This window comes from Pseudomonas sp. ASL8, assembly GCF_056680355.1.
Map to the genome: position 1 here is coordinate 269,902 of NZ_CM155278.1, position 26,052 is coordinate 295,953.

Below are 26,052 nucleotides of genomic sequence, written 5' to 3' on the forward strand. Positions count from 1 at the left end.
GAAGATTGGCTAAAGGCTGATCAAGATACACAGCAGACTATCCCCACACAAGCTACCAAAAGTCGCAGCAACTCGTGGCGTACCGACACCCAAAAGTACACCCGCCAAAAGTTGCGACTGGGTGCAACCTTATAAGGATGCGTCGCCAAAGGTCACTATCTTGCCACTTTATGACAGGCGCCGCCCACCCCGGGCAGCGCCCGACACCCTCAACCTGTGTTGCGCAATCCGGCAGCGATGCCCGCCACAGACACCAGTAGCGCTTGTTCCAACGGACTGTCCAAAGTCGCCTCACGCTTGCGCGAACGGGCCAGGAGTTCGGCCTGGAGCAAATGCAGCGGGTCCAGATACGTGTTGCGCAGACTGATGAACTCGAGCGTTTCAGGGCTATGTGCCAGTAGGCGAGATTGGCCTGTGAGCCCCAGAACCGCGGCGCATGCCTGCGACAATAGGTCGCGCAAGTGCGCACCTAAATGTTGCAGACGGGGCTCCACCAGCCGTTCGTCATACATTCGGGCAATGTCGCTGTCGGCTTTGGCCAAAACCATCTCCAACATGTCGATACGGGTGCGGAAAAAAGGCCACTGCTCACGCATCTGAGCCAACAGGTCGCTCTCGCCACGCTCGAGTGCCTTGCCCAGCGCCGCTTCCCAGCCGAGCCAGGCGGGCAGCATCAGGCGGGTCTGGGTCCAGGCGAAGATCCATGGGATCGCACGCAGGCTCTCCACGCCACCTTCGCGGCGCTTGGCCGGACGACTGCCCAACGGTAAGCGGCCTAATTCCTGCTCAGGGGTTGCCTGGCGGAAATACTCAACAAACTCAGGGTTCTCGCGCACCACCGCGCGGTATGCGCTGACGCCGTCGGCCGACAAGTGATCCATCATCTGCCGCCACGCAGGTTCTGGCATGGGCGGTGGTTGCAAGGTCGCTTCGAGCACCGCCGCCAGGTACAGGTTGAGGTTTTGCTCGGCGATGTCCGGCAAGCCGAACTTGAAGCGAATCATCTCGCCCTGCTCAGTGGTGCGGAAACGCCCGGCCACCGACCCCGGCGGTTGCGACAGAATCGCCGCATGCGCAGGACCACCCCCACGCCCGACGGTACCGCCGCGACCATGGAACAACAGCAATTCGACCTGCTGCTCGCGGCAGATCTCCACCAGGCTTTCCTGCGCCCGGTATTGCGCCCAGGCAGCCGCCGTAGTGCCGGCATCCTTGGCCGAGTCGGAATACCCGATCATCACTTCCTGCGGGCCATGCAGGCGCGAGCGATAGCCCGGCAGGCTGAGCAGGTGCTGGATCGCCGGACCCGCGTTATCCAGGTCGGCCAGGGTTTCGAACAACGGCGCCACACGCATCGACCGTTGCAGCCCGGCCTCTTTGAGCAGCAACTGGACCGCCAACACATCGGAGGCCGAGCCCGCCATCGAGATCACGTAGGAGCCCAATGAGGCTGCCGGTGCCGCCGCCACTTCCCGGCACGTGGCAAGGACCTCGGCGGTATCGGCAGCCGGTTTGAAGTGACTCGGCAACAAAGGCCGCCGATTGTTCAGCTCGCGCAAGAGGAAGGAGATGCGGGTTTCTTCATCCCATTCCTCGTAACGACCCAGGCCCAGATAGTCGGTGATTTCAGTCATGGCCGCACTGTGGCGACTGGCGTCCTGGCGCACATCCAGACGCACCAGAAACAGACCGAACGTGACGGCGCGCCGCAGGCAGTCCAGCAATGGACCGTCGGCGATCACGCCCATGCCGCACGCGTGCAGCGACTGAAAGCACAGTTGCAGCGGCTCTAGCAGATCACGGTTGTTCTGCAGGATGTTATCGGGCGCCGGCTGCGTAACGACCAGGGAAGATTGCGCCCAGTTACGGGTCGCTCGCAGGCGATCACGCAGTTGCTTGAGCACGGTTCGGTACGGTTCGGCGCTATCACCCGCCGCCGCACGTAACTCGGCGCTGGCCTGTTGCATAGAGAGTTCAGAGGCCAGTTGTTCGATGTCACGCAGGTAAAGGTCGGCGGCCATCCAGCGCGCCAGAAGCAAGACTTCGCGGGTGACCGCAGCGGTGACATTCGGGTTGCCGTCGCGATCACCGCCCATCCACGAGGCAAACCGGATCGGTGCGGCCTCCAGCGGCAAGTGCAGCCCGGTCGCGGCATGCAAGGCACGATCTGCCTTGCGCAAGTAATGGGGGATGGCATGCCACAGCGAGTGCTCGATCACCGCAAAGCCCCACTTTGCCTCGTCGATGGGGGTCGGACGCGTGCGGCGAATTTCTTCGGTGTACCAGCCTTCGGCGATCAATCGCTGCAAACGCACAGTGATCTGTTCGCGCTCGGCGGCATTCAGGTCGCGATGATCAAGCGCCGCCAGCTGTTCGGCGATGGCGTCGTACTTTTGAATCAGCGTCCGTCGCGCGACTTCGGTCGGGTGAGCGGTCAACACCAGCTCGATTTCCAGCTTGCCCAACTGTCGAGCCAATGCCTCGGGGCTATGCCCGGCTTTTTTCAGACGCTCAAGCAATTCAGGCAGTACGCGGGATTCAAAGGGCTGAGGCTGGGAATCATCGCGCCTGTGGATAAGTTGATATTGCTCGGCAATATTGGCCAGGTTCAAAAACTGGTTGAACGCCCTTGCCACCGGCAAAAGCTCATCCTCACTCAGCTCGTCCAGGCTTGAACTCAGCTGTTCGGTGCCCGCCGCCGAATCACGGCGCCCGGCTTTGGCCGCCTTGCGGATACGCTCGATCTTGTCGAGAAATTCAGACCCGTGTTGCTCACGAATGGTGTTGCCCAACAGCTCACCCAACAGGTGAACGTCCTCACGCAAACGTACATCGATATCAGCCATAAGCCCTTCTCTCCAGCGTTTCTGGACCGGTGCCGCTCAGTCGTGACAGAAATCAGACTGAACAAGCGCGCAAAAATCTGATCTAGCAAGAGTGCACAGAGCGGCAAGCTCTGACAAGCGCGCAACCGTATGCTGTTGTTCTGTGGCTAACATTCTACGCAGATAGAGCTAATCTCAAGAATGAGCCACACAACGGCTTACTGCCCCGATTGCACCCGCCACAAGTGGGTTAATAACCCTGAGGTCCATATGAAGATCCGTGAGCTCGCACAACACTGGGAACAGAATGCCAAGGGACGCCTGACCAAAACCGGCTATGCGATTCATTTGGACGTCGAATCTGCCGCTCGCCTGGCTGCTATTTCCGAGATGTACCCCAAACGTCTTCCCGAAGAGTTGCTCGGCGAACTGATTGGCGCTGCACTCGAAGAGCTCGAAACCAGCTTCCCCTATGTGAAAGGCAACCATGTCGTGGCCACCGATGAAGAAGGTGATCCACTCTACGAGGACATTGGTCCTACCCCGCGCTTTCTCGCGCTGTCGCGACGTTATCTGCATGATCTGACCGAACAGGCCGACACGCAAAACAACTGATTACAGCGTCGTTCCCAGCCCTCTCTGACCCTCGCATACCGGCTGCCTTTTGCGGTCGGCTTGCCTGCGCGCGCTCCCATGAGTCTCACGCTAGAGCCTCCGCGGAATGGATCCAAAACATCATCCATTTGAAAACCTGACTGAACTATTCAAAAACCAAATAGGTCACAGCAAATAGCCATCACAGGAAAAGCCCTGGTAGCAGTTGGCATGGACACTGTTATTGCACACGCGTCAGGCACATGACTGTCATGGAAAATCAAGCGTTCTCAGGAGTTACCCAATGGAGTTGAACACCATGAAGATCAGCACTGCCAACACCTCGTTTAGCAACCTGCGCGGGTTGAAACTTGCTGCGCTGGCCCTCGGCAGCAGCTTGGTACTGGCCGGTTGTGCTGGCAACCCACCGACCGAGCAGTACGCCGTGACTCAATCGGCCGTGAACAGCGCCGTAAGCGCTGGCGGACCCGAGTTTGCCGCCGTGGAAATGAAATCGGCGCAGGACAAGCTCAAGCAAGCAGAAATGGCCATGCACGACAAAAAATACGACGAAGCCAAACGTTTGGCCGAACAGGCTGAATGGGACGCCCGCGTAGCTGAACGCAAGGCTCAAGCGGCTAAAGCCGAGAGAGCGGTCAAGGATGCCCATCAAGGCGTTGATGAATTACGTGAGGAAGGCATGCGTACCTCGCAATAAGCGCGGCCTCGCCCACTCCCTCGTGCATTCGTAATCACGTGCTTCGCAATTGATTTAAAGGACGAAAAAAATGATGCGTAAACAACTGATGATCCCTGCCCTTCTGGCGCTCAGCGTTGGCCTGGCAGCCTGCTCTTCACAGCCAAACGTGAACCTTGAGCAAGCACGGACCAACTTCTCGGCCCTGCAAGCCAACCCGCAAGCCAGCAAAGTGGCTGCGCTGGAAACCAAGGACGCCAGCGATTGGCTGGATAAGGCTGACAAGGCCTACCAGAGCAAGGAAGACCAGAAGAGCGTCGATCAACTGGCTTACCTGACCAATCAGCGGGTCGAAGTCGCCAAGCAGACCATTAACCTGCGCACCGCCGAAGGCGATCTGAAAAACGCTGCCGGGCAACGTGCCCAAGCGCGTCTGGATACGCGTGATGCCCAGATCAAGCAGCTGCAAGCCAGCCTGAACGCGAAGCAAACCGAGCGCGGGACCCTGGTGACATTCGGCGATGTGCTGTTCGACTTCAACAAGGCCGATTTGAAATCAAGCGGTCTGGTCGACATCAACAAGCTTGCCCAATTCCTTCAGGAAAACTCGGATCGCAAAGTGATTGTCGAAGGCTACACCGACAGCAGCGGTTCGGCGGCGTATAACCAGTCGCTGTCTGAGCGTCGTGCCAATTCGGTAAGGATGGCTCTGGTGAAAATGGGTGTCAGTCCTGAGCGCATCGTCGCCCAGGGGTATGGCAAGGAATACCCGGTTGCCGATAACACCAGCAACTCGGGGCGCGCACAGAACCGGCGTGTGGAAGTCACCATTTCCAACGACAACCAGCCTGTAGCACCGCGTTCTTCGATGCATTAATCGACTGACGTAACCTAAAAAGCCCTGCCTGCGTTGATACCGCAGGCGGGGCTTTTTAGTGCCTCACCCGATACAGCGGCAAAGCTCGATCTGTACAAGCCGTTCAGGCAGCAGCGTTACGGCTGCAACTGCTGCGGTGTTTCTTCGCCAGCGCAGCGCACAGCTTGCTTCTTACTGTTGATCAGCACACCGCTGAGGCCTTTCTGCTCGGTGTTGAACAGCACCAGAACGCCGTCAATGCACTGTGCCACTTCGGCGGCAGGCTCCAGAGCGATTTTGTAATCCTCCCCCGGAATGGTCTTGAGCATGGTGAACTCGCTGAGCAACAGCGCGTCCTCAGGCTTGGCGAAATGCAGGTAGCCGTAGTACCAGAGGACACCGACGGTGCCCAGAATGGTGCAGATACCGGTGACGATCATGGGAATTGCGTTACGTTCTTCGCTCATTGCGGACTCTCTGAATGTTCAATTTCTGAATTCTGTTGTGCACGCAGCGCACCCGAGTGGCTGGGGTAATTCGGAACTTCGGCTAAACGCCGCAGGCCATTGAAGTGCTGCGGATCCTCCAGGTAGCGCACCATCACCTGACGCCACGTAGGGTCAGAGAATGTCTGCACATGCCCGCCACGCGTCAATTGCAGGACTCGCGGAGGGGGCGCAGCTTGATACAGACTGATGCCGTTGGAAAGGGGCACCAGCGAATCATCCAGGCTCTGGAAAATCAGCAGCGGCGTTCCGCTCAGCTGTGGCAGGCCCTTGATCGCGCTGTCCGCGTCAGGAATCAGCCACGACAGCGGCGTTTGCAACGGCCAGGTCAACCATGAGGTGCTGAGGGTATACCGGGCAACATCGCGGTAGCTGGCCGGTGCTCCGTCAAGTATCAGCGCCTTGACCCGAGCGCGCTGTTGCGGATGCTCGGCCAGATAATGCACCGCTATCGCACCCCCAAGACTTTGCCCGAGCACCACCAGAGGCTTGCCTTGCACCTCGGGCGCGCTGTTCAACCAGGCAAACGTTGCGTCGACGTCCTGATAGATCCCCGGCAGGCTAGGCTCGCCCTGCGACATGCCATAACCGCGGTAGTCCAGCAACAGCACCTGATAGCCCTCCTCCGGCAGCCACCAACTGCCACCCAGGTGCCAGGCCAGATTGCCGCCATTGCCATGCAAGTGCAGCACCGTGCCCTTGACCGGAACCCCGGCCTTGGCCGGCAGCCACCAGCCATGCAATCGGGTACCGTCGGCCGCCGTCAGGGTCACGTCGCGATAGGCCAGATGGGCTTTATCAGGGGTAAACGGCTGGCCCGGCTCCGGGTAAAACAGCAGCGAGCTGCAACCGGCGAGGATCAACATCAGGGTCAGCGCGCCGAAAATCTTCACAGATGCTTTCCCTTCCAATCAGCGGTGAATTCTTCGCAGGCAAGCCTGCTCCCATCAAACTGCTTTTTAATTATTTAAAAACAATGTGTTTGGCGCTGGTTTTGATGTGTATATCCGGCATTTTGGTGTGCTGGAATTACGGTTTCGCTCTTACAGCGAGTCACCTTTTACAAGCGCCGAAAAGGTAACCGAAAACGCTTTGCCCCTCCATACGGATCCTAGCCTAGGCTCGGACTTCCCTCGCTCCTGCCTCCTGAAAAAGGGGCCTTGTCGTAATTCGATACTCAATTCACATGCAATCCCAACGGCAGATCAAAATCCTGCGGGAGGCCTCGCCACGTCTTCGACGCTGCGCTATCGCACAGCAAACCAAGTCTTGATTCTGCCCGGAGGGCGTAGGAGCTGACTTGTCTGCGATCTAGTGCGAAGCGCTAGCAAAAATAGTGAACTCACTACCGTCGGAAGGTCGTTCCGACCTTTTCGCAGACAAGTCGGCTCCTACAGACTGTAGAAAACCAACCCTTATATTTCAATTAGTTACAGGTTGCTTGATGGGAGCCGGCTTGCCTGCGAACTGGGCCTACAAAATATTCGAATAATCGGCCTCAATCCGGTCCAGGCTCAAATGGTTGAGGAAGTTGGAGAAGCACATCCATGCGGACAAGGCGTTCATGTCCCGAAACTGTTCAGGCAGGTATTTCGGCGGTTCCACTAACCCTTCATCGACCAACTGGCGCAAGGTGCGCATGTCTTCCAGGGTCGTTTTGCCGCAGAACAACAACGGTATCTGCTCAAGCTTGCCTTTGCGCACGGCCAACTGAATGTAGTTGTAAACCATGATGAAGCCCTTGAGGTAGGACAAGTCTTTGGTAAATGGCAGACCATCGGGCACCGAACCACGGAATACGCGACTGGCGTTGCCGTAGCTTTCGGACATGCCAAAGCCTTGCTCACGATAGAACTCGAAGACCTGCAAGAAATCAGCGCCCTCCTCGGCCATATGGATGGCACGAGTGCGGTTAGTCAGCTTGCGCAAGCGGCTGGGGTACGAAGCGAAAGCAATCACTTCCATCAGAATCGCCAGGCCTTCCTGGGTCACCGTGGACGACGGTGGCCCCTTGGACAGGAACGTGCAGATTGGCTGATTCTGGCCGTTAAGGGTGGTGCCGACATGCACCAGCCCTTCGTGCACTTCCAGCGCCCGAACGTCTCGCTCGTTGAACATGGCGTCGGTGCGAATCTTGATGTAATCGGCACCGGCCGCCGCGTCGGCGACGATGCCATCGGATTCGAACACACGAATGGTCTCCTCCGCCTCACCAAACACCTTGTTCAAACGGGTTTGCAGCATATTCACCGCGTCTTTGGCGGTGAGCGTTTTCGGCTCGTCCTTGAGGTCCCCGCGCCCGGCGATATTGTTCAGGTAATCGGAGAGCATCAGGCCCAGATCAGCGAGTGTCGGATCGCCCGCATGGAAGGCATCCGACGCAGCGCCATAAAGCTCTTGAGAAATCAGACCGAAATCCGCCGTGCCACGCGCTTCAAGCATGCGGATGACCATCCGGTACTCCTTGCACATGCGCCGCATGATCTGCCCGACCGGGTTGAACTGACCCAACTGCCGGGTGATGTCACGCTCGATGTTCTGGAATTCCAGCTTCACCGCGTTGGAGTCGAACGCCAGCGGCCGGTTGTCGTAGTAAGCCCGATCCACGGCGGGCATCTTCTTGCCTTTGGCCTCGAGGAAGCCCTGGCGAATACTGTCGTCCCACTTCACCGCATCAAGAACACGAATCGGTGTCTGAGCCACGACAATGCGGTCTGACAAGGCACGAATAATCTGCTGGTAATCGTCCACCCTGAACTCCTTGTTTGGTTAGGCGTGCCGCCCTACTTGGGCAAGCGCTGATACCGCGCCACTTCGAGAAAAACATCGGAGTTGGCCGGATCGTCGAGATAGGCAAACACCTGATCGAGCGGGCTGGTGATCAGCACACCATCGCCCTTCTCGGTTTCCAGCGTTTCGCCAGCCAGGGTTTTCTGTTCGATCAACTGGTTGACCCGATCGACATCGAGGTTGTAGACCACCAGTTCATGGTTTTCGGTCAGCTCGAAACCTGCAATGACGAAATTAGCGCCGTATTTCTGCGGCAAACCCGCCGACAGGTACCAGCGACTGCCATGCCGAGACACGGTGAATGCGTACTCGTCGCGGTGCTTGCGATCACCCGCGCGGTAGCTGACGGCCTTGTATTGATGGACGCCCGTGCGCGTGACTTCAAGTTCAAGAGGTTCACCCCAGGCATTTTTGCTGGTCCATTTGCCGAGCATCGCTTTGGGTGCCGCATCGTTGGCGGGAATTGGATCCTTGAAGGTCACCAGGCAGCCGCTCAATAACACGAACGACAAGGCGATGACCACGCGCCAGGCTTTCATCGGGTTCTCCTGAACATACGCATATTCACTCGCAAACAGGTGTCGTGGTCCCCAACACCAAATGCAGGTGGCGGGTGAGGATACCGAGCATTTCTTCGTCTGCGTGAGGCTGCGGGCCGTGGAGCAGGCCCTGATATTCCATCCGGCTGATTATCCCCGTCAACACCTGTGCATCCTGATGCGGCTGCGAAGACCCCATTACCTGGAAGAACTGACCCGTACCTTGCAGCAAAATCTCCTGATGTGCACTGACCAGCAGGGCCAGTCTCGGGTTGAGCAAGGCCTCATGATGGAAGGCGTGTTCGGCGATCAGATGCTCGCGACGCGTCATCAACTGGCGACGCACGTACTCCATGGTCATCAGGGCGATTTCATCGGCCAGGCGGGCTCGAGCGCCAGGGCTGCCATCGCTTCGGGCAACCATTTCACGCAGGATCACTTCGGTGTTTTCCCACAGCTTGGCCATGTAGGCCGCGCTGCGCTCGACGTATTGGGCAAAGGCATCGGTGAGTAGGTCATCGATGTCTTTGAAGTAATAGGTGGTGGCTGACAGGGGCACGCTGGCTTCGGCGGCTACCGCACGATGACGCACGGCTCGCACGCCATCGCGGACGACGATGCGCATGACCGCGTCGAGGATATCCTGCCGACGCTGCTCACTGCCCTGTCGAATGGCCTTGCGACCATGATACTGAACACTCTGCGCTACGGCTGTGGCAACGCCAGCAGCCCCCTTTTGAGCGATCACACGGTTCACGACAGGTTTTCCTTATGGGTTGTCGCCTGGACTGACGCCTTCGCGGACACGTCCGCTCCTACAGAGGTAATGCGGTCTACCGTGGGAGCAGGCTTGCAACTACGCGTCCCGATGCGAATGGCTTCACGCGGGTTGGTTGACTCATACAAAAAAGCCGCCCTTGCGAGGCGGCTTCTTCACATTTTTACGCTTGCGGGCGCATGTGCGGGAACAGGATCACGTCGCGAATCGACGGTGCATCGGTGAGTAGCATCACCAGCCGGTCGATGCCGATACCTTCACCGGCCGTTGGCGGCATGCCGTACTCCAGCGCACGCACGAAGTCCGCATCGTAATGCATGGCTTCATCGTCACCTGAGTCCTTGTCGCGGACCTGAGCCTGGAAGCGCTCGGCCTGGTCTTCCGCGTCGTTCAACTCGGAGTAGGCGTTGGCGATTTCACGGCCACCGATGAACAGCTCGAAGCGGTCGGTAACGTTCGGGTTGTTGTTGTTGCGACGTGCCAATGGAGACACTTCGAACGGGTATTCGGTGATGAAGGTCGGCTGCTCGAGTTGGTGCTCGACCAGCTCTTCGAAAATCATGGTCTGCAACTTGCCCAGACCTTCGAAGCCTTTAACGGCAGCACCGGCTTTCTTGGCGATGGCACGCGCCTTGTCGATGTCTTCAAGGTCGGCCGCAGTGATGTCCGGGTTGTACTTGAGGATCGACGCGAACACGGAGATGCGCTGGAACGGTTCGCCGAAATGGAACACTTTGCCTTGATAAGGCACGTCGGTGCTGTTCAGAACCAGCTGTGCCAGCTCGCGGAACAACTCCTCGGTGAGGTCCATGTTGTCTTCGTAATCAGCGTATGCCTGATAGAACTCAAGCATGGTGAACTCAGGGTTGTGCCGAGTCGAAACGCCTTCGTTACGGAAGTTGCGGTTGATCTCGAACACACGTTCGAAGCCACCCACCACCAGACGTTTGAGGAACAGCTCTGGCGCGATACGCAGGAACATGTCCAGGTCGAGCGCATTGTGATGCGTCTCGAAAGGCTTGGCCGCAGCACCACCCGGGATGGTCTGCAACATCGGCGTTTCCACTTCAAGGAAATCGCGCTGCATGAAGAAGCTGCGAATGTGCGCAATGACTTGCGAACGAACGCGGAAGGTGTGGCGGACTTCTTCGTTGACGATCAAGTCAACGTAGCGCTGACGATAGCGGGTTTCGGTATCGGTCAAACCATGGTGCTTGTCCGGCAGCGGGCGCAGGGACTTGGTCAGCAGGCGCACGTTGGTCATTTCGACGTACAGGTCGCCCTTGCCAGAACGCGCCAGGGTGCCTTCGGCGGCGATGATGTCACCGAGATCCCAGGTTTTGACCGCTGCCAGGGTTTCTTCGGGCAGCGTTTTACGGTTGACATAGACCTGGATGCGACCGGTCATGTCCTGAATCACCATGAACGAGCCACGGTTGAGCATGAGGCGACCCGCAACCTTGACCGGAATCGCTGCAGCCAACAGCTCTTCCTTGGTCTTGTCGACATACTGCTTCTGCAAATCATTGCAGTAGCTGTCGCGGCGGAAGTCGTTGGGGAAGGCCTGGCCCTTGGCGCGCTCGGCAGCAAGCTTTTCCTTGCGCAGGGCGATCAGGCTGTTTTCTTCCTGTTGCAGGTCTTGCGGGTCGAGTTGTTGGTCGCTCATGTCTTAAATTTTCCATCGCAGGTTCGTTGCCCTCGCCATCAGGACGAGGGACTTGAATCGGGGCAGCTGTATCAGGGCTCGGGATTACAGCCCTTGCTTGAGGCTGGCCACAAGGTACTCATCGATATCGCCGTCGAGCACGTTGACGCAGTCGCTTCTCTCAACACTGGTGCGCAAATCCTTGATCCGCGACTGGTCGAGCACATACGAGCGAATCTGATGACCCCAGCCGATATCCGACTTGGTGTCTTCCAGGGCCTGCGAAGCGGCATTACGCTTCTGCACTTCCTGCTCGTACAAGCGTGCCCGCAACATTTTCATCGCGGTGTCTTTGTTCGCGTGCTGGGAACGTTCGTTCTGGCAGCAGACCACCGTGTTGGACGGTACGTGGGTAATCCGTACTGCCGAGTCGGTGGTGTTAACGTGCTGACCACCGGCACCGGAGGAGCGGTAGGTGTCGATCCGCAGGTCCGAGGGGTTGATGTCGATTTCGATGTTGTCATCGATTTCCGGCGACACGAACACAGCCGAGAACGAGGTGTGACGACGGTTGCCCGAGTCGAAAGGGCTCTTGCGCACCAGGCGGTGCACGCCGATTTCAGTGCGCAGCCAACCAAAGGCGTATTCACCCTTGATGTGCAGCGTCGCGCCTTTGATCCCGGCGACTTCGCCTGCGGACAGTTCCATGATGGTGGCGTCGAAACCGCGTTTATCCGCCCAGCGCAGGTACATGCGCAGCAGGATGTTGGCCCAGTCCTGAGCCTCCGTACCGCCGGAGCCGGCCTGGATATCCAGATAAGCGTTGTTGGCGTCCATCTCGCCGCTGAACATCCGACGGAATTCCAGCTTTTCCAGCGACTCGCGCAGGCGCTCGACTTCAGCGGCCACGTCATCCACGGCAGCCTGATCTTCTTCTTCGGCGGACATCAACAGCAGGTCTTTGGCGTCGACCAGGCCAGAGGACATTTCGTCCAGGGTGTCGACGATCTGCGCCAGCAAGGAGCGCTCGCGGCCCAGGTTCTGTGCGTACTCGGGGTTGTTCCAGACAGCAGGATCTTCAAGCTCGCGATTGACTTCAGTCAGACGCTCATGCTTTTGATCGTAGTCAAAGATACCCCCGAATGGTTTCAGAACGCTCGGACAGGTCCTTGATGCTGTTTAGGATCGGGTTGATTTCCATGGTGGGCAGCACTCGTAGGCGAACTTTTGAAAGCCGACGAGTATAACTCACCGCCGACAGCTAAGGCAGTCCATTGGGCAGGCCTTACGGGAGTTTCTGCGCTGCACGATTCCACGGAGGGTGCTGCAAGGGATCAGCTAACCCCCACCACCACCTGATTGCGTCCATTGTTCTTGGCGGAATATAAACCCTTGTCGGCTTCCATGATCAGTTGGCGACTGCTGGAACCCGCTTGCGGGATCAGGGTGGCCAGGCCGATGCTGATAGTCAGGCTCGCGCCCGGCGCGGGGAAAATATGCGGGATATTGAGGCCCGCCACGGTCTGGCGCAGCTTTTCGGCCAGCAGCCGCGCACCACCGGGTGAAGTGGTTGGCAGCACCAAGGCAAACTCTTCCCCACCATAACGCGCAGGCAGATCGGAAGATCGACCACAGCTCTCGCGAATCGCGCTGGAGACCTTACGCAGAGCTTCGTCACCTTCGAGGTGGCCAAAGTTGTCGTTGAAGGCCTTGAAGTAGTCCACATCGATCATCAATAACGAGATCTGACTTTGTTCACGCAGTGCCCGGCGCCACTCCAGCTCCAGGTACTCGTCGAAGTGCCGACGATTGGACAGGCCAGTCAAGCCGTCCGAGTTCATCAAACGCTGCAACACCAGATTGGTGTCGAGCAACTGCTGCTGACTGACGCGCAAGGCCCGATAAGCTTCATCACGCTGCAACAGGGTCATGTACGAGCGTGAGTGGTAACGAATGCGCGCCACCAACTCGATGGTGTCCGGCAGCTTGACCAGATAATCGTTGGCCCCTGCCGCGAAGGCCGCGCTTTTGATCAGCGGGTCTTCCTTGGTCGAGAGCACGATGATCGGGATGTCGCGGGTCTGCGGGTTGTTGCGGTACTCGCGCACCAGAGTCAGACCGTCGAGGCCCGGCATGACCAGGTCCTGCAAAATCACCGTCGGCCTGATCAAAATAGCCTGGGCAATCGCCTGATGCGGGTCAGCGCAGAAGTGGAAGTCGATGTTCTCTTCGTTGGCCAGCCCACGGCGCACCGCTTCACCAATCATCGCCTGATCGTCGACCAACAGAACCATCGCCGAGTTTTCGTCGGTCTTCTTGAAACCGTCTATCTGCAAATCATGCATGCCGGGGCTCCTGCTTTCTGGCTGGACGTGAACTCACCTGAAAAGTCATTGGCCGAACACCTCTCGCAATCTGGGCGCAATTTTTTCCAGTGGCCGAATTTCGACAGCCGCATCGATCGCGGCAGCCGCCTTGGGCATGCCATACACAGCACTGCTGTGTTGATCTTGAGCGATGGTCAAAAACCCTTGCTGTCGCATCAACTTAAGCCCTTGAGCACCATCGCGCCCCATCCCCGTCAGCAACACACCCACCGCATCTCCACTCCAATAGCTGGCCACACTCTCGAAAAAAACGTCGATCGAGGGCCGATAAATTTCGTTTACGGGTTCCGCGGTGTACGCCAGATTGCCGTTTTTCAATAAGCGAATATGGTGATTGGTGCCCGCCAGCAAGACCGTGCCCCGCTCTGGCGGCTCGCCATCACGGGCCAGACGCACGGGCAAACCAGACGCACTGGCCAGCCACTCAGCCATCCCTGCGGCAAAAACCTGATCCACATGCTGAACCAGCACAACAGCCGCAGGGAATGACGCGGGCAGACCCTTGAGAAGAACTTCCAGCGCTGCCGGGCCGCCCGCGGAAGAGCCGATGGCCACCAAACCCTGGCGCTGCACGCTCGCGCGCAAAGGCGTGGCGGCCGTGCGCACGCGACTGTCACGCTGGCCGATCAACCAGTCGATATTGAGGATTTTGCGCAACAACGGGGCCGCTGCATCCTTGGGATTTCCTGCACCCAGGGCGGGCGTATCGACCACATCCAGCGCGCCGTACCCCATGGCTTCGAACACCCGATGGACATTCTGCTGTCGGTCCACGGTGACAATAACGATGGCGCACGGTGTCGCGGCCATGATCTGTCGGGTCGCTTCGACGCCATCCATGACCGGCATGATCAGGTCCATCAGGATAAGGTCCGGCGTCAGCTGCGCACAGCGCTCGACGGCTTCGGCGCCATTGGCCGCGACCCAGACCACTTGGTGCGCGGGCTCGAAAGCGATGGCCCGGCGCAGGGCCTCCACGGCCATGGGCATATCGTTGACGATAGCGATCTTCATCCCTGCGCACCTCCGATCAACTCCATCACGGCATCGAGCAACGCGTCGTCATGAAAGCTGGCTTTAGCCAAGTAATAATCCGCACCGGCATCCAGACCTCGACGGCGATCTTCTTCCCGGTCCTTGTACGACACCACCATCACGGGCAGCGATTGCAAACGACTGTCCCGCCGCAACAGGGTGACCAGTTCGATCCCGTCCATGCGCGGCATGTCTATATCGGTGATCAACAAGTCAAAGTCTTCAGCACGCAAGGCATTCCAGCCGTCCATGCCATCCACCGCCACCGCCACTTCATACCCACGATTGAGCAGCAACTTGCGCTCCAGCTCACGCACTGTTAGCGAGTCATCGACCACCAACACCCGCTTGCGCGCCACGGCATCGGCTTGCTGGCTGCTCCGACCAATGCGCTCCAGCCGTCCGGTATTGAGCAGTTTCTCCACCGAACGCAGCATATCTTCCACATCGATGATCAATACCGCCGAGCCATCGTCGAGCAAGGCCCCGGCCGAAATATCCTGAACCTTGCCCAGTCGCGGATCGAGGGGCAGTACCACCAGCGTGCGCTCGCCGATAAAGCGCTCGACCGCTACGCCATACACGGCGTCACGCTCACGAATGATCACGACCTTGAGCACATCACCGACAGGCTGGCTTTGCGGGCGCTGAAGCAACTGGCTGGCGGCCACCAGGCCGACGGGACGCTCGTCGTGCCAGAAATGCTGACGACCTTCCAACTGCACGATTTCGCTGGCCTGCACATCACGCATGCGTTCGATATGCGCCAAGGGGAATGCATAGGCCTCCCCGCCCACGTCGACCACCAGACTGCGGACCACCGACAGGGTCAGTGGCACTGTAAGGTGGAAGCGGCTGCCCTGCCCTGCACCCTGCTCGACTTCGATCGCCCCGCGAAGTTGACGGACCATATGCTGCACTGCGTCCAGGCCAACGCCACGCCCGGACACTTCGGTGACCTTGTCGCGCAGACTGAAGCCGGGCAGGAACAAAAAGCTCAGCAGTTCTTCTTCACTCAGTTGCTCAGCGGTTTCGGCGGGCGACAACTGGCGCTTGATGATGCTGCGACGCAGTTGGTCGAGATCAACACCTGCGCCGTCGTCACTGACTTCCACCACCAACAAACCCGCCTGATGGGAGGCCCTGAGCCGGATCACGCCTTCGGCAGGTTTGCCTGCCAGCAGCCGCCGCTCGGGCAATTCGATACCATGATCCACCGCGTTGCGCAGCAAATGGGTCAAGGGTGCTTCGAGCTTTTCCAGCACGTCACGGTCGACCTGGGTCTTTTCGCCTTCGATTTCCAGACGCACAGGCTTGCCCAACTCACGCCCCAGGTCGCGGACCATGCGCGCCTGACCGACCAGTACATCGGCAAAAGGGCGCATCCGGCAGGCCAGTGCGGTGTCGTACAGCAACTGCGCACGCTGGCTGGCGTGCCAACCGAACTCGTCCAGCTGAGCGGTCTGCTGGGTCAGCATCGCCTGGGCTTCGGACAGCAAACGCCGGACTTCTTCGAGTGTCTCCAGGGCCTCGACGCTTGCACCGGACTCTTTGAGGCTCACGTCCAGACTGTCCAGGGTCCGAGCGCTTTTACTTTGCAGACGCTTGACCCGCTGCATCGTCGCCAGGTACGGCTTGATCCGTTGAGTTTCGACCAGCGATTTACTCGACAAGTCGAGCAAGCTGTTCAGACGATCAGCCGTCACCCGCAAGACGCGCTCACCGCCCTCAGCGATCCGTTGGTTTTGACGGGGCGCCTCAAGGACAGAAACAGGGTCGCTCTCGATGTGCGGCGCCGGGGTGTCGAGGCGCAGTGCAGCGGCCAATAAATCGGCAGTGCTCATTTCCGGCATGGACAGAAGTGATTCAAGCGACGGCTGTACAGGGGTTGTCGACGCCGAATCGCCGGTGGCCGCACCTGGCGCCAGCAACGCGCTCATTTGCAGCACGTACGCGTCGATATCCGCAGGGCTGACGCCTGCACTGCCTGGTGTGGCGATGCGCATCAGCAAGTCGGTGCCGAGCAGCAAGGCATCGATATGCTCGGGCCGCAGGTGCAACCTGAACTCTTGGGCGCTGACCAGACAATCTTCCATTACATGGGCCACGCTGACCCCGGCATCGACCCCGACAATCCGTGCCGCGCCCTTGAGCGAATGGGCCGCGCGCATGCAGGCTTCCAGGTGCTCTGCCTGCGTGGGGTTGCGCTCCAGCGCCAGCAAGCCGGCACTGAGGACCTGGGTTTGTGCTTCGGCTTCCAGCGCGAACAACTCAAACAGCGATGCATCGCGCATTTGTTCTGGGGTCATGTGAGGCTCCGGTTGACCGCCGACAGCAGTTGATCTTCATCGAGCAGACGCAAACTGCGCGCCTTCCACTGCAGAACGCCCCGGGTAAATCTGGCATGGGCCTGATGACCGGCGCCGGATGCCGAGTCCAGTGCACGCTCATCCATGGCATGGATGCCATCGACCTCGTCCACCGGCACCACAACCGGGCCACCCTGTGCGGCGACGATCAGCATGCGCGGCATGATCCGCGCGGACTGTGTCACCGCTGGCGAGCTGTCCAGGCCCAGCAACTCAACCAGCGACAGGCAGGCCACCAGGGCGCCCCGTACATTGGCGACGCCAAGCAACGCTCGCGAGCGCTGATGCGGCAGAGAATGAATGGCCTGCAACGGCGCCACCTCGACCAGGCAACGGGTGGGCAACCCGAGCCATTCTTCGCCCAGGCGAAACACCAGGATCGAGCGGGTCTTGATCTCGCTGTGCGCCTCGATGGTATGGCCCTGCACCCGATGTTCCTGGGCCAGTGAATAGCGATCCAGCAGGCGCGTGGCAGCAGCGGAATACACCGAACAGTTACGGCAATGAATATGCTCGGCCAGCAACGGGCAAGAACGCTCGCCGTGTATACCAATACGGTTCCAGCAATCGTCGATTGCCTGGGCATCTTGCTGGGTCAGGCTTTGTTCGCTCAGCGGGCCGCTCATCGATTACGTCCTTCCTTGCTCAGGCCACGGGCAGCCCGCTCCTGCAAACGGCGGGCACCTGCGGTATCGCCTTGAGAGGCCAGCAGGGTCGCCAACTGCGCCAATGCCTCGGGATGTTGCGGCTGCAGGTACAACGCTTTGCGATACAACCCCTGCGCCTCCGCCGTCTGGCCGCCGAGATCGCTGAGCAGTCCCAGCCAATAAAACACTTGGGCTACCGGCTCATGTAACGTCAGGTAGCGTTCGCAGGCCGCGCGCGCTTCGGTACTTTTACCCTCGTTGGCCAGGCTCGCGATGTTTACCAGCAGGCTGGCGGCGTCACTGTCGAGGCCCCCTGCAGGAGCAGGTATAGCCCTGGCGCTTGCACGAACCAGCGGGCTTGGCGCAAATGATCGGGGGCTCGCCCGCAATGGCAGATTGGCCACCGAGCGAGTAAAGGTCGCTGGGGCCAGGGCTGGAAGCGACAGGGACACAAAAGCGGCAGGCGGCACGTCGGCTTTTTCCGCGCAGCGGCTAAAAGCAAACGACTGCGCAATGCCGATTGAACGCATGCCCAAACGCGCCAGCAGACTGCCCTCGGCCGGACCGATAAACAGCACACCTTCTTCGCGAGTCATGCACTTGAGCACTTCGAAAACACGTTGCTGGGTCGCCAGATCGAAATAGATCAACAGATTGCGGCAGAACACGAAGTCATAAGCGGGTTTCGCCGCCAGCAGCGTCGGATCGAGCAAATTACCCGCCTGGAAGTTGACCTGGTTGCACACCCGTTGATTGAGTAAAAAACCATCGACCTCAGCACTGAAGTACCGGTCACGAAAGGTTATCTGCTCGCCGCGAAACGAGTTTTTGCCATAAATCGCCCGCGTGGCCCGTTCGATGGACAAGGGGCTGATATCGATGGCATCAACCTGAAACTGTTGCGGGCAAATCCCGGCATCGAACAGGGCCATGGCAATCGAATAAGGTTCTTCACCCGTGGAACAGGGCAGGCTGAGAATGCGCAGCGGTCGCGAGCCCATCAGCTCCGCCAGTCGCGTCTGCGCCAGCTTGCCCAGGGTCGAAAACGATTCCGGGTAACGAAAAAACCAGGTCTCGGGGACAATCACCGCTTCAATCAGTGCTTGCTGCTCGCGGGCCGACGTCTGCAACAACTGCCAATAGCCGTCACTGTCCTGCGCGCTCGATGCGGCGCAACGCTGGCGCACGGCACGCTCGATGATCGCCTCACCGACAGAGGCAACGTCCAGGCCGATGCGGTCCTTGAGGAAGGCGAAGAAACGCGCATCGTTGCTCATGGCGCCTCCTCAAACAGTTCGATACTCAAGGGGTGGGCAGGATAAAGCAGCTCGCGCACCGAATCACTGAGCAGGTCCTGAACCCGAATCCATTGCAACAAACCATGCGCGTCCTCACGGACAGGCCCGAGGTAGGGTGACAGTCGATTATCCAGACCGTATTCCTTGAACTCGCGAGGCGGGCAACGCAGGGTGTCAGTGGCCTGTTCCAGGATCAGGCCGAGCAGTTGGCCGGATCGGTCAGCGTCCGGTCGATAGTGAACCAGGACCAGACGGGTGCTGGTTCGAGCCTGTGCCGGACGACCAAAGGTGAGCGCACTGAGATCAATCACCGGCACCACCACGCCCCGGTGCGCAAACACCCCGGCCACCCAATGCGGCGCCTGGGGGATGAGCCTGAGATGCAAACGTGGGAGTACTTCGGCGATTTCGACCGCCTCCAGGGCGTAACGCTCGTCACCTATGCGAAACAACAAAAAAAGCTTGTTCTGCGGTAACGCCGGGGCGCCACGCTTGGTTGAGTGCTCGATCATCGTCCGGTCTCAGACTTTGAAACGCGAGACGCCGCTGCGCAGCCCCACCGCCACCTGACTCAGTTCATCAATCGCGAAACTGGCCTGACGCAACGACTCCACCGTCTGGCTGCTGGCATCACCCAGTTGCACCAGCGCCTGATTGATCTGTTCGGCACCGGTGGCCTGCGCCTGCATGCCTTCATTGACCATCAGGACTCGCGGCGCCAACGCCTGCACCTGATAGATGATCTGCGAAAGCTGTTCGCCGACCTGAGTCACTTCGAACATGCCACGACGGACTTCTTCGGAGAACTTGTCCATGCCCATCACGCCTGCGGACACGGCCGACTGAATCTCACGAACCATCTGTTCGATGTCGTACGTTGCCACGGCAGTCTGATCGGCCAAACGACGTACTTCGGTCGCGACCACGGCAAAACCGCGCCCGTATTCGCCAGCTTTTTCCGCTTCGATGGCCGCGTTGAGCGACAAGAGGTTGGTCTGGTCGGCCACTTTGACGATGGTCACTACCACCTGATTGATGTTGCCGGCCTTCTCATTGAGGATCGCCAACTTGGCGTTGACCAGATCGGCCGCCCCCATCACCTGATGCATGGTCTCTTCCATGCGCGCCAGGCCTTGCTGGCCGGAGCCTGCAAGGATCGAAGCCTGGTCCGCGGCGGAGGTAACCTCGGTCATGGTGCGCACCAGATCACGGGACGTGGCGGCGATTTCCCTGGAGGTCGCGCCGATTTCCGTGGTGGTGGCAGCCGTTTCGGTGGCCGTGGCCTGCTGCTGCCTGGAGGTCGCGGCGATCTCGGTCACCGAGGTGGTGACCTGTACCGACGAGCGCTGAGCCTGTGAAACCAGGCCCGTCAGCTCGGCCATCATGTCGTTGAAGCCGGTTTCGACTGCACCGAACTCATCCTTGCGGTCCAGGTCCAGGCGCTTGCTCAAGTCACCAGTACGCATGATCTCGAGAATCTGCACGATGCGCTGCATGGGCGCCATGATTGCGCGCATTAACAGCAAGCCACAGCTCGCGGCAGCAGCGAGGGCGATCAGCAGGGAAATACCCATGCTGATTTTCGCGTCAGCCACCGAGACGCTAATTGATTCGGCCGCATGGTCAGCCAGTTTCTTGTTTTCGGTGATCAACGTATTGATAAGATCGCGACCCAGATTCCAGACAGGAGACAGCTGCGTGTTGAGCGCACTGCGGGCCTTGATAAAATCATTGGCTTGATAAAGCGCGAGCACGTCATCGAGGGCTTTCCGATAAACCTCATGTTGCCTCTCAAATGCATCGAAGCGGGCCTGATCATCTGAGCTGAAAATTGTCTTCCTATAGTTACTCATTTCGTTTTCGAGGATGGCTTCGTTAGCCTTGAACTGCTCAAGTTCAGCCGTCGTAAGCGGTCGACCTTCGTCTTCGCCGAGCAGCTTCAAGGTGACAACGTAACTAGCGCCCCAAGCGTTGCGGATGGTGGTGCTGTAATAAAGGCCCGGCAGAGCATCGGTGCGGACCTGCTCCTCGCTGGACTGAATAGAAAGCAGTCGGGAGTACGACACGACAACCATCAACAACATGATGGCGATGATCACAGCGAAACTCGCCAGAATCCGTTGGCGCAACGTCCAATTCTTCACAGTCAGCCCTCAAGAGTTCAACACCGGCAGCATCCGCCGAGTTCAAGAAGTGGGCCAACAGGCGGCCCAAAGCGGGCCGAGTATAGCCCAGCCCCCCCTAAGGCTAATACGGATGTTTCCTACATACTTTAAGCCGGTTACTTACCCGTTATGAGAAGCCTGCCGCACCTGCGCCTCAAGTTCCGCCTTGAGCGCCGGGTCCAGCCTGAGTTGGCGAGCAAGTTCGTCGAGGTAAGCGCGTTCCATGAAGTGTTCCTCATCCACCAGCATCACACTGGCGATGTACATTTCGGCGGCCATTTCCGGCGTGTTCGCCGCTCGGGCGACTTCTGCCGGGTCGAGAGGCTTGTTGAGCTCGGCCTGCAACCAGTGCTGCAACTCCTGATCGTTGGTCAGTTTGGTGAATTCACCTTCTATCAGCTGACGCTCACGGTCATCGACATGGCCATCCGCCTTGGCCGCCGCCACCAGCGCCCTGAGAATCGCCTGGCTGTGTTCTTCGACCTGCGGCGCTGGCAGACGGTCGATGGTTTGCGGCTCGGACTGTGGGGCGGTGCCTTGATTGGCTTGCCAATTGCCATAAGCCTTGTAGGCCAAAACGCCCAGCGCCGCGAGACCGCCGTAGGTCAGCGCCTTGCCTCCGACCTTGCGTGCGGTTTTATTGCCCATCAGCAAACCCATCGCACCGGCCGCCAATGCGCCACCGCCCGCACCGGACAGGAGCCCGCCCAAACCTCCGCCCGCCCCACCGAGCAAACCGCCTAACCCCCCTAAACCGCCCGCAGCGGGGGCGCTATTATCGGAGTGAGTGCCCGTCCGTGCGCCAGTTTTGTTCTGTAGCAGGTCCTGCCCGGATTTGAGCAGTTGATCGAGTAAGCCACGCGTGTTCATGGGAAAGCCTCCAGGGGCTTGTCAGTCGTTTCGTGGCAAGCAGAGTAGAACGAAGTGTGTCCGGGCAGGTTTGAGGAGTGCTTCGAAATGTTGCATGGCCCTCGGGGCCGCGTCACTCGCTTAACTATCGATTAAAAAGATATACACTCTGAAACATCTAAAAACCTAATCAACAACCTCGCCAGAGCAGTCCCTCATGATGACGCTGCGCCAGATCCGTCACTTCATCGCGGTCGCGGAAACCGGTTCGATCTCGGCCGCCGCCCAGGCGGTGTACATTTCCCAGTCCACGCTGACGCTGGCGATCCAGCAACTGGAACAGGAAATCGGCGTCTCGCTGTTCAACCGCCACGCCAAGGGCATGAGCCTGACGCACCAAGGCCACCAGTTCCTGCGCCAGGCGCACTTGATTCTGGCCACGGTGGACAACGCCAAGCGCAGCCTGCAACAAAGCACCGATCAGGTGGCAGGCCAGTTAATTGTCGGCGTGACCAGCCTGGTGGCGGGCTATTACCTGGCGGACTTGTTGACCCGTTTTCAGCGCGCCTACCCCAACGTCGACATCCGCGTAATGGAAGACGAGCGCCCGTATATCGAGCATTTGCTGGTCAGCGGCGAGATTGATGTCGGGGTGTTGATCCTGTCCAACCTCGAAGACCGCTACGCCCTGCAAACCGAAGTACTCACCCATTCGCCGCACCGGGTCTGGTTGCCTGCGCAGCATCCCCTGCTGGAACACGACAGCATCAACCTGGCAGACATCGCTCGCGAGCCGCTCATTCAGCTCAATGTCGACGAAATGGACATGAATGCCCAGCGCATGTGGTCGCGAGCCGGTCTACAGCCGCACATCACCCTGCGCACAGCCTCGACCGAAGCGGTTCGGAGCCTGGTGGCAGCCGGACTCGGGGTTTCCATCCAGCCAGACATGACCTATCGGCCCTGGTCGCTGGAGGGCGACATCATCGAAGCGCGCCCCTTGGCGGACCTCAGTCAGACCCTGGACGTAGGCCTGGCATGGCGCCGAGGCACGGCCCGGCCCGCGTTGGTCGACCCCTTTTTGAGCGTCGCCCGGGAGCAGCCTCATACCGGGCGCAGGCTATCTATTTAATCGAACGCTGGTTTCAGTATTTAGCATTTGTCGACCTCTCGCCCGCGCACTAGTCTCTGTGGCTATAGATGGCCGGGCGCGCCAAGGAGCAAGCCCATGGACCCCACGGCCACACAAAAAAAGAGAGCACCCAACATGCCCGGCGCGCACCCGACCCCATTGTTCACGGCACTGTTAATCGACGGTGAACTGGTCGCAGGCCAAGGTTTCGTCGAGCCGATCCTCAATCCGGCCACCGGCGAAGTGTTGACCCATATCGCTGAAGCCAGCATTGAACAAGTCGAAGCCGCAATCCTCGCCGCCCACCGGGCCTTTGCCAACTGGTCTCGAACCACACCGCAACAACGCTCGAACATCCTGCTGTCTATTGCCAACGTCATTGAAAAACAAGCCGACCAACTCGCCCGCCTGGAATCGCTGAACTGCGGCAAGCCCCTGCACCTGGCGCGCCAGGATGATTTGAGCGCCACGGTCGACGTGTTCCGTTTTTTTGCCGGTGCCGTGCGCTGCCAGACCGGGCAACTCTCCGGCGAATACCTGCCCGGCTACACCAGCATGGTTCGGCGTGACCCGATCGGCGTAGTGGCGTCCATCGCACCGTGGAATTACCCGATCATGATGGCCGCCTGGAAAATCGCCCCGGCACTGGCGGCGGGTAATACGTTGGTGTTCAAACCGTCCGAACACACACCGCTGTCGATCCTGGCGCTGGCCCCGGCGCTGGCTGAGCTGTTGCCGCGCGGGGTCATCAATATCATCTGCGGCGGCGGTGAAGGTGTCGGCAGCCATTTGGTCAGCCACCCGAAAGTGCGCATGGTGTCGCTGACCGGCGACATCGTTACCGGACAGAAAATCCTTCAGGCAGCCGCCAAAACCCTCAAACGCACGCACCTGGAACTGGGCGGCAAAGCCCCGGTCATTGTCTGCAACGACGCCGACATTCAGGCAGTGGTCGAGGGCGTGCGCACGTATGGCTACTACAACGCGGGGCAGGACTGCACCGCCGCGTGCCGAATCTACGCACAGACAGGCATCCATGATCGCTTGGTGGCCGAACTCGGCGCGGCGGTCAGCAGCCTGCGCTTTGCCGGCAAACGTGACGCCGACAATGAAATCGGTCCGCTGATCAGCACCCGCCAGCGTGATCGGGTCGCCAGCTTCGTCGAGCGCGCATTGGGGCAGCCACACATCGAGCGCGTTACGGGTGCGGCGGTGCATTCCGGGGCAGGCTTCTACTATCAGCCGACCCTGCTCGCCGGCTGCAAACAGACCGACGAGATCGTCCAGCGCGAGGTGTTCGGTCCGGTCGTCACCGTCACCCGCTTCGATCAGCTTGAACAAGCGGTGGATTGGGCCAACGACTCGGAATACGGCCTCGCGTCGTCGATCTGGACCCAGAATCTGGACAAGGCCATGCAAGTGGCCGCGCGTTTGCAGTACGGATGCACCTGGATCAACAGCCATTTCATGCTGGTCAGCGAAATGCCCCACGGCGGCCTCAAGCGCTCGGGTTATGGCAAAGATTTGTCCAGCGACTCGTTGCAGGACTACAGCGTGGTGCGCCACATCATGGCGCGTCACGGGCAAGACTTGAGCTGAGCAACGCTCAAGACGAATGACTGCACTACGCTTTACAGCACTCTAATAATCAGCCCGAAGAGGGCATGCCGTACCCGTTCAAAACTGCCCCGACCATAATTAAAGAAGAGGGAATCCCATGTCAGTGCTCAAGACCGCATTACTCAGCGCTGTAGTCACCGGTATGTTCACCAGCTGCGGTATATCCGCAGCAGAGATGCTCAAAACCGTCGGCGACGGCGAAGGCCAGCTCGATATTGTTGCGTGGCCGGGCTACATCGAACGGGGTGAAAGCGACAAGGCATACGATTGGGTGACCGGCTTCGAGCAAGAGACCGGCTGTAAGGTCAGCGTCAAAACTGCCGCCACCTCCGACGAGATGGTCAGCTTGATGGCCAAGGGCGGTTATGACCTGGTGACGGCGTCCGGCGATGCTTCGCTGCGACTGATCGTCGGCAAGCGGGTCCAGCCCATCAACACCGCGCTGATTCCGAACTGGAAGAACATCGACCCGCGCCTGGCGAACGGCCCTTGGTACGTGGTCAACAAGCAAACCTACGGCACGCCTTATCAGTGGGGCCCGAACGTGCTGATGTACAACACCAATGTGTTCAAGGTCGCGCCCGTCAGCTGGAGCGTGGTGTTCGAAGCGCAAAACCTGCCAGACGGCAAGCCTAACAAAGGCCGTGTACAGGCTTATGACGGCCCGATCTATATCGCCGATGCCGCGCTGTACCTGAAGTCGACCCAGCCTGAACTGGGGATTAAAAACCCGTACGAACTCAACGAAACCCAGTACAAGGCAGTCCTCGACCTGTTGCGCAAACAGCAGCCGTTGGTCCACCGTTATTGGCACGACGCCACCGTCCAGATGAGTGACGTCAAGAACGAAGGCGTCGCGGCCTCCAGCTCATGGGGTTACATGGTCAATGGCCTCAAGGCTGACAAACAGCCTGTGGCCTCGACCATTCCAAAAGAAGGCGCTACCGGCTGGGCTGACACCACCATGCTCCACGCCGACGCCAAGCACCCGAACTGTGCCTACAAGTGGATGGACTGGTCGCTGCAACCCAAAGTCCAGGGCGACGTTGCCGCCTGGTTCGGTTCTTTGCCGGCAGTACCCGCAGCCTGCAAGGCCAGCGAACTGCTGGGTGCCGAAGGGTGCGCGACCAATGGTTTCGACCAGTTCGACAAGATCGCTTTCTGGAAAACCCCACAAGCTGAAGGCGGCAAGTTCGTGCCGTACAGCCGCTGGACCCAGGATTACATCGCGATCATGGGCGGGCGCTGAGTCCGTCTGAAAGAGCTGCGGGTCGAGCGCGACCCCGGCTTATCGCGGGCAAGCCACACTCCTACAAAAAT

General features: G+C 59.3%; 22 protein-coding genes. 6 read left to right on the top strand and 16 right to left on the bottom strand.

Annotation, left to right across the window (positions count from 1 at the left end; all coding sequences use genetic code 11):
• Positions 1-209: 209 nt before the first annotated feature.
• Positions 210-2,846, bottom strand: a complete 2,637-nt coding sequence (gene ppc, locus AC1MEA_RS01285) for a phosphoenolpyruvate carboxylase (RefSeq protein ID WP_480916415.1) — start codon at positions 2,844-2,846, stop codon at positions 210-212.
• Positions 2,847-3,095: 249 nt separating this feature from the next.
• Here ppc and AC1MEA_RS01290 point away from each other — a divergent pair, with 249 nt between their 5' ends.
• The 3 genes from AC1MEA_RS01290 (at position 3,096) to lptF (ending at position 4,993) form a co-directional block, all read left to right on the top strand.
• Positions 3,096-3,440, top strand: coding sequence for a pilin assembly protein (locus AC1MEA_RS01290; protein ID WP_219061195.1), 345 nt, complete (start codon positions 3,096-3,098; stop codon positions 3,438-3,440).
• Positions 3,441-3,723: 283 nt separating this feature from the next.
• Positions 3,724-4,137 carry a DUF4398 domain-containing protein gene (locus AC1MEA_RS01295; protein WP_480916416.1) on the top strand — a complete coding sequence of 138 codons (414 nt, stop codon included), beginning with the start codon at positions 3,724-3,726 and terminating at the stop codon, positions 4,135-4,137.
• A 73-nt stretch (positions 4,138-4,210) separates the two neighbouring features.
• The gene (gene lptF, locus AC1MEA_RS01300; RefSeq protein ID WP_480918081.1) at positions 4,211-4,993 is read left to right on the top strand and encodes a lipotoxin F family OmpA-related lipoprotein LptF; all 783 of its coding nucleotides are present in this window, start codon (positions 4,211-4,213) and stop codon (positions 4,991-4,993) included.
• Positions 4,994-5,109: 116 nt separating this feature from the next.
• On the opposite strand, the gene AC1MEA_RS01305 is transcribed toward lptF, so the two are convergent.
• The 15 genes from AC1MEA_RS01305 to AC1MEA_RS01375 form a co-directional block, all read right to left on the bottom strand.
• A complete protein-coding gene (locus AC1MEA_RS01305) occupies positions 5,110-5,439 on the bottom strand; it encodes a PA3694 family proteiin (RefSeq protein WP_219061193.1) in 330 nt (109 codons plus the stop codon).
• Positions 5,436-6,344, bottom strand: coding sequence for an alpha/beta hydrolase (locus tag AC1MEA_RS01310; protein ID WP_480918082.1), 909 nt, complete (start codon positions 6,342-6,344; stop codon positions 5,436-5,438). The genes AC1MEA_RS01305 and AC1MEA_RS01310 overlap by 4 nt, the downstream gene beginning before the upstream one ends.
• Before the next feature lie 607 nt (positions 6,345-6,951).
• Positions 6,952-8,229, bottom strand: coding sequence for a flavohemoglobin expression-modulating QEGLA motif protein (locus AC1MEA_RS01315; RefSeq protein WP_449632937.1), 1,278 nt, complete (start codon positions 8,227-8,229; stop codon positions 6,952-6,954).
• 32 nt (positions 8,230-8,261) lie between these two features.
• Positions 8,262-8,807 carry a hypothetical protein gene (locus AC1MEA_RS01320; RefSeq protein ID WP_449632938.1) on the bottom strand — a complete coding sequence of 182 codons (546 nt, stop codon included), beginning with the start codon at positions 8,805-8,807 and terminating at the stop codon, positions 8,262-8,264.
• Between the two features lie 25 nt (positions 8,808-8,832).
• Positions 8,833-9,564 (bottom strand): TetR/AcrR family transcriptional regulator, encoded by a 732-nt coding sequence (locus AC1MEA_RS01325; RefSeq protein ID WP_480916417.1) that lies wholly within the window; start codon positions 9,562-9,564, stop codon positions 8,833-8,835.
• Between the two features lie 184 nt (positions 9,565-9,748).
• Positions 9,749-11,251, bottom strand: a complete 1,503-nt coding sequence (gene lysS / locus AC1MEA_RS01330) for a lysine--tRNA ligase (RefSeq protein WP_219061188.1) — start codon at positions 11,249-11,251, stop codon at positions 9,749-9,751.
• A gap of 84 nt (positions 11,252-11,335) precedes the next feature.
• Positions 11,336-12,431 (bottom strand): peptide chain release factor 2 gene (gene prfB, locus AC1MEA_RS01335; RefSeq protein ID WP_449632940.1). Its coding sequence is split into 2 segments (ribosomal slippage): positions 11,336-12,358 and positions 12,360-12,431, totalling 1,095 coding nucleotides; the frame shifts between segments, so codons are not numbered across the junction.
• Between the two features lie 133 nt (positions 12,432-12,564).
• The gene (locus AC1MEA_RS01340) at positions 12,565-13,575 is read right to left on the bottom strand and encodes a diguanylate cyclase (protein WP_449632941.1); all 1,011 of its coding nucleotides are present in this window, start codon (positions 13,573-13,575) and stop codon (positions 12,565-12,567) included.
• Between the two features lie 45 nt (positions 13,576-13,620).
• On the bottom strand, positions 13,621-14,631 hold the full coding sequence (gene cheB, locus AC1MEA_RS01345) for a chemotaxis-specific protein-glutamate methyltransferase CheB (RefSeq protein WP_480916418.1): 1,011 nt from the start codon (positions 14,629-14,631) through the stop codon (positions 13,621-13,623).
• Positions 14,628-16,961, bottom strand: coding sequence for a response regulator (locus AC1MEA_RS01350; RefSeq protein ID WP_480916419.1), 2,334 nt, complete (start codon positions 16,959-16,961; stop codon positions 14,628-14,630). The genes cheB and AC1MEA_RS01350 overlap by 4 nt, the downstream gene beginning before the upstream one ends.
• Positions 16,958-17,647: a chemotaxis protein CheW gene (locus AC1MEA_RS01355; RefSeq protein WP_219061183.1), complete on the bottom strand. Its 690-nt coding sequence runs from the start codon at positions 17,645-17,647 to the stop codon at positions 16,958-16,960. Before AC1MEA_RS01355 ends, AC1MEA_RS01350 begins: the two co-directional genes overlap by 4 nt.
• Complete coding sequence (locus tag AC1MEA_RS01360) at positions 17,644-18,945, bottom strand: CheR family methyltransferase (RefSeq protein WP_480916420.1); 1,302 nt, start codon at positions 18,943-18,945, stop codon at positions 17,644-17,646. Before AC1MEA_RS01360 ends, AC1MEA_RS01355 begins: the two co-directional genes overlap by 4 nt.
• Positions 18,942-19,478: a chemotaxis protein CheW gene (locus AC1MEA_RS01365; RefSeq protein WP_480916421.1), complete on the bottom strand. Its 537-nt coding sequence runs from the start codon at positions 19,476-19,478 to the stop codon at positions 18,942-18,944. Before AC1MEA_RS01365 ends, AC1MEA_RS01360 begins: the two co-directional genes overlap by 4 nt.
• 9 nt (positions 19,479-19,487) lie before the next feature.
• Positions 19,488-21,110: a methyl-accepting chemotaxis protein gene (locus tag AC1MEA_RS01370; RefSeq protein ID WP_480916422.1), complete on the bottom strand. Its 1,623-nt coding sequence runs from the start codon at positions 21,108-21,110 to the stop codon at positions 19,488-19,490.
• Between the two features lie 141 nt (positions 21,111-21,251).
• Positions 21,252-22,001: a tellurite resistance TerB family protein gene (locus tag AC1MEA_RS01375; protein ID WP_449632946.1), complete on the bottom strand. Its 750-nt coding sequence runs from the start codon at positions 21,999-22,001 to the stop codon at positions 21,252-21,254.
• A 196-nt stretch (positions 22,002-22,197) separates the two neighbouring features.
• Between AC1MEA_RS01375 and AC1MEA_RS01380 the strand changes: the two genes are divergently transcribed.
• The 3 genes from AC1MEA_RS01380 to ydcS all read left to right on the top strand — a co-directional run bounded on the left by AC1MEA_RS01380 (position 22,198) and on the right by ydcS (position 25,981).
• On the top strand, positions 22,198-23,112 hold the full coding sequence (locus AC1MEA_RS01380; protein WP_480916423.1) for a LysR family transcriptional regulator: 915 nt from the start codon (positions 22,198-22,200) through the stop codon (positions 23,110-23,112).
• Between the two features lie 135 nt (positions 23,113-23,247).
• Positions 23,248-24,711 carry a gamma-aminobutyraldehyde dehydrogenase gene (locus tag AC1MEA_RS01385; protein ID WP_480918083.1) on the top strand — a complete coding sequence of 488 codons (1,464 nt, stop codon included), beginning with the start codon at positions 23,248-23,250 and terminating at the stop codon, positions 24,709-24,711.
• Between the two features lie 118 nt (positions 24,712-24,829).
• On the top strand, positions 24,830-25,981 hold the full coding sequence (gene ydcS, locus AC1MEA_RS01390) for a putative ABC transporter substrate-binding protein YdcS (protein ID WP_449632947.1): 1,152 nt from the start codon (positions 24,830-24,832) through the stop codon (positions 25,979-25,981).
• Positions 25,982-26,052 lie beyond the last annotated feature (71 nt).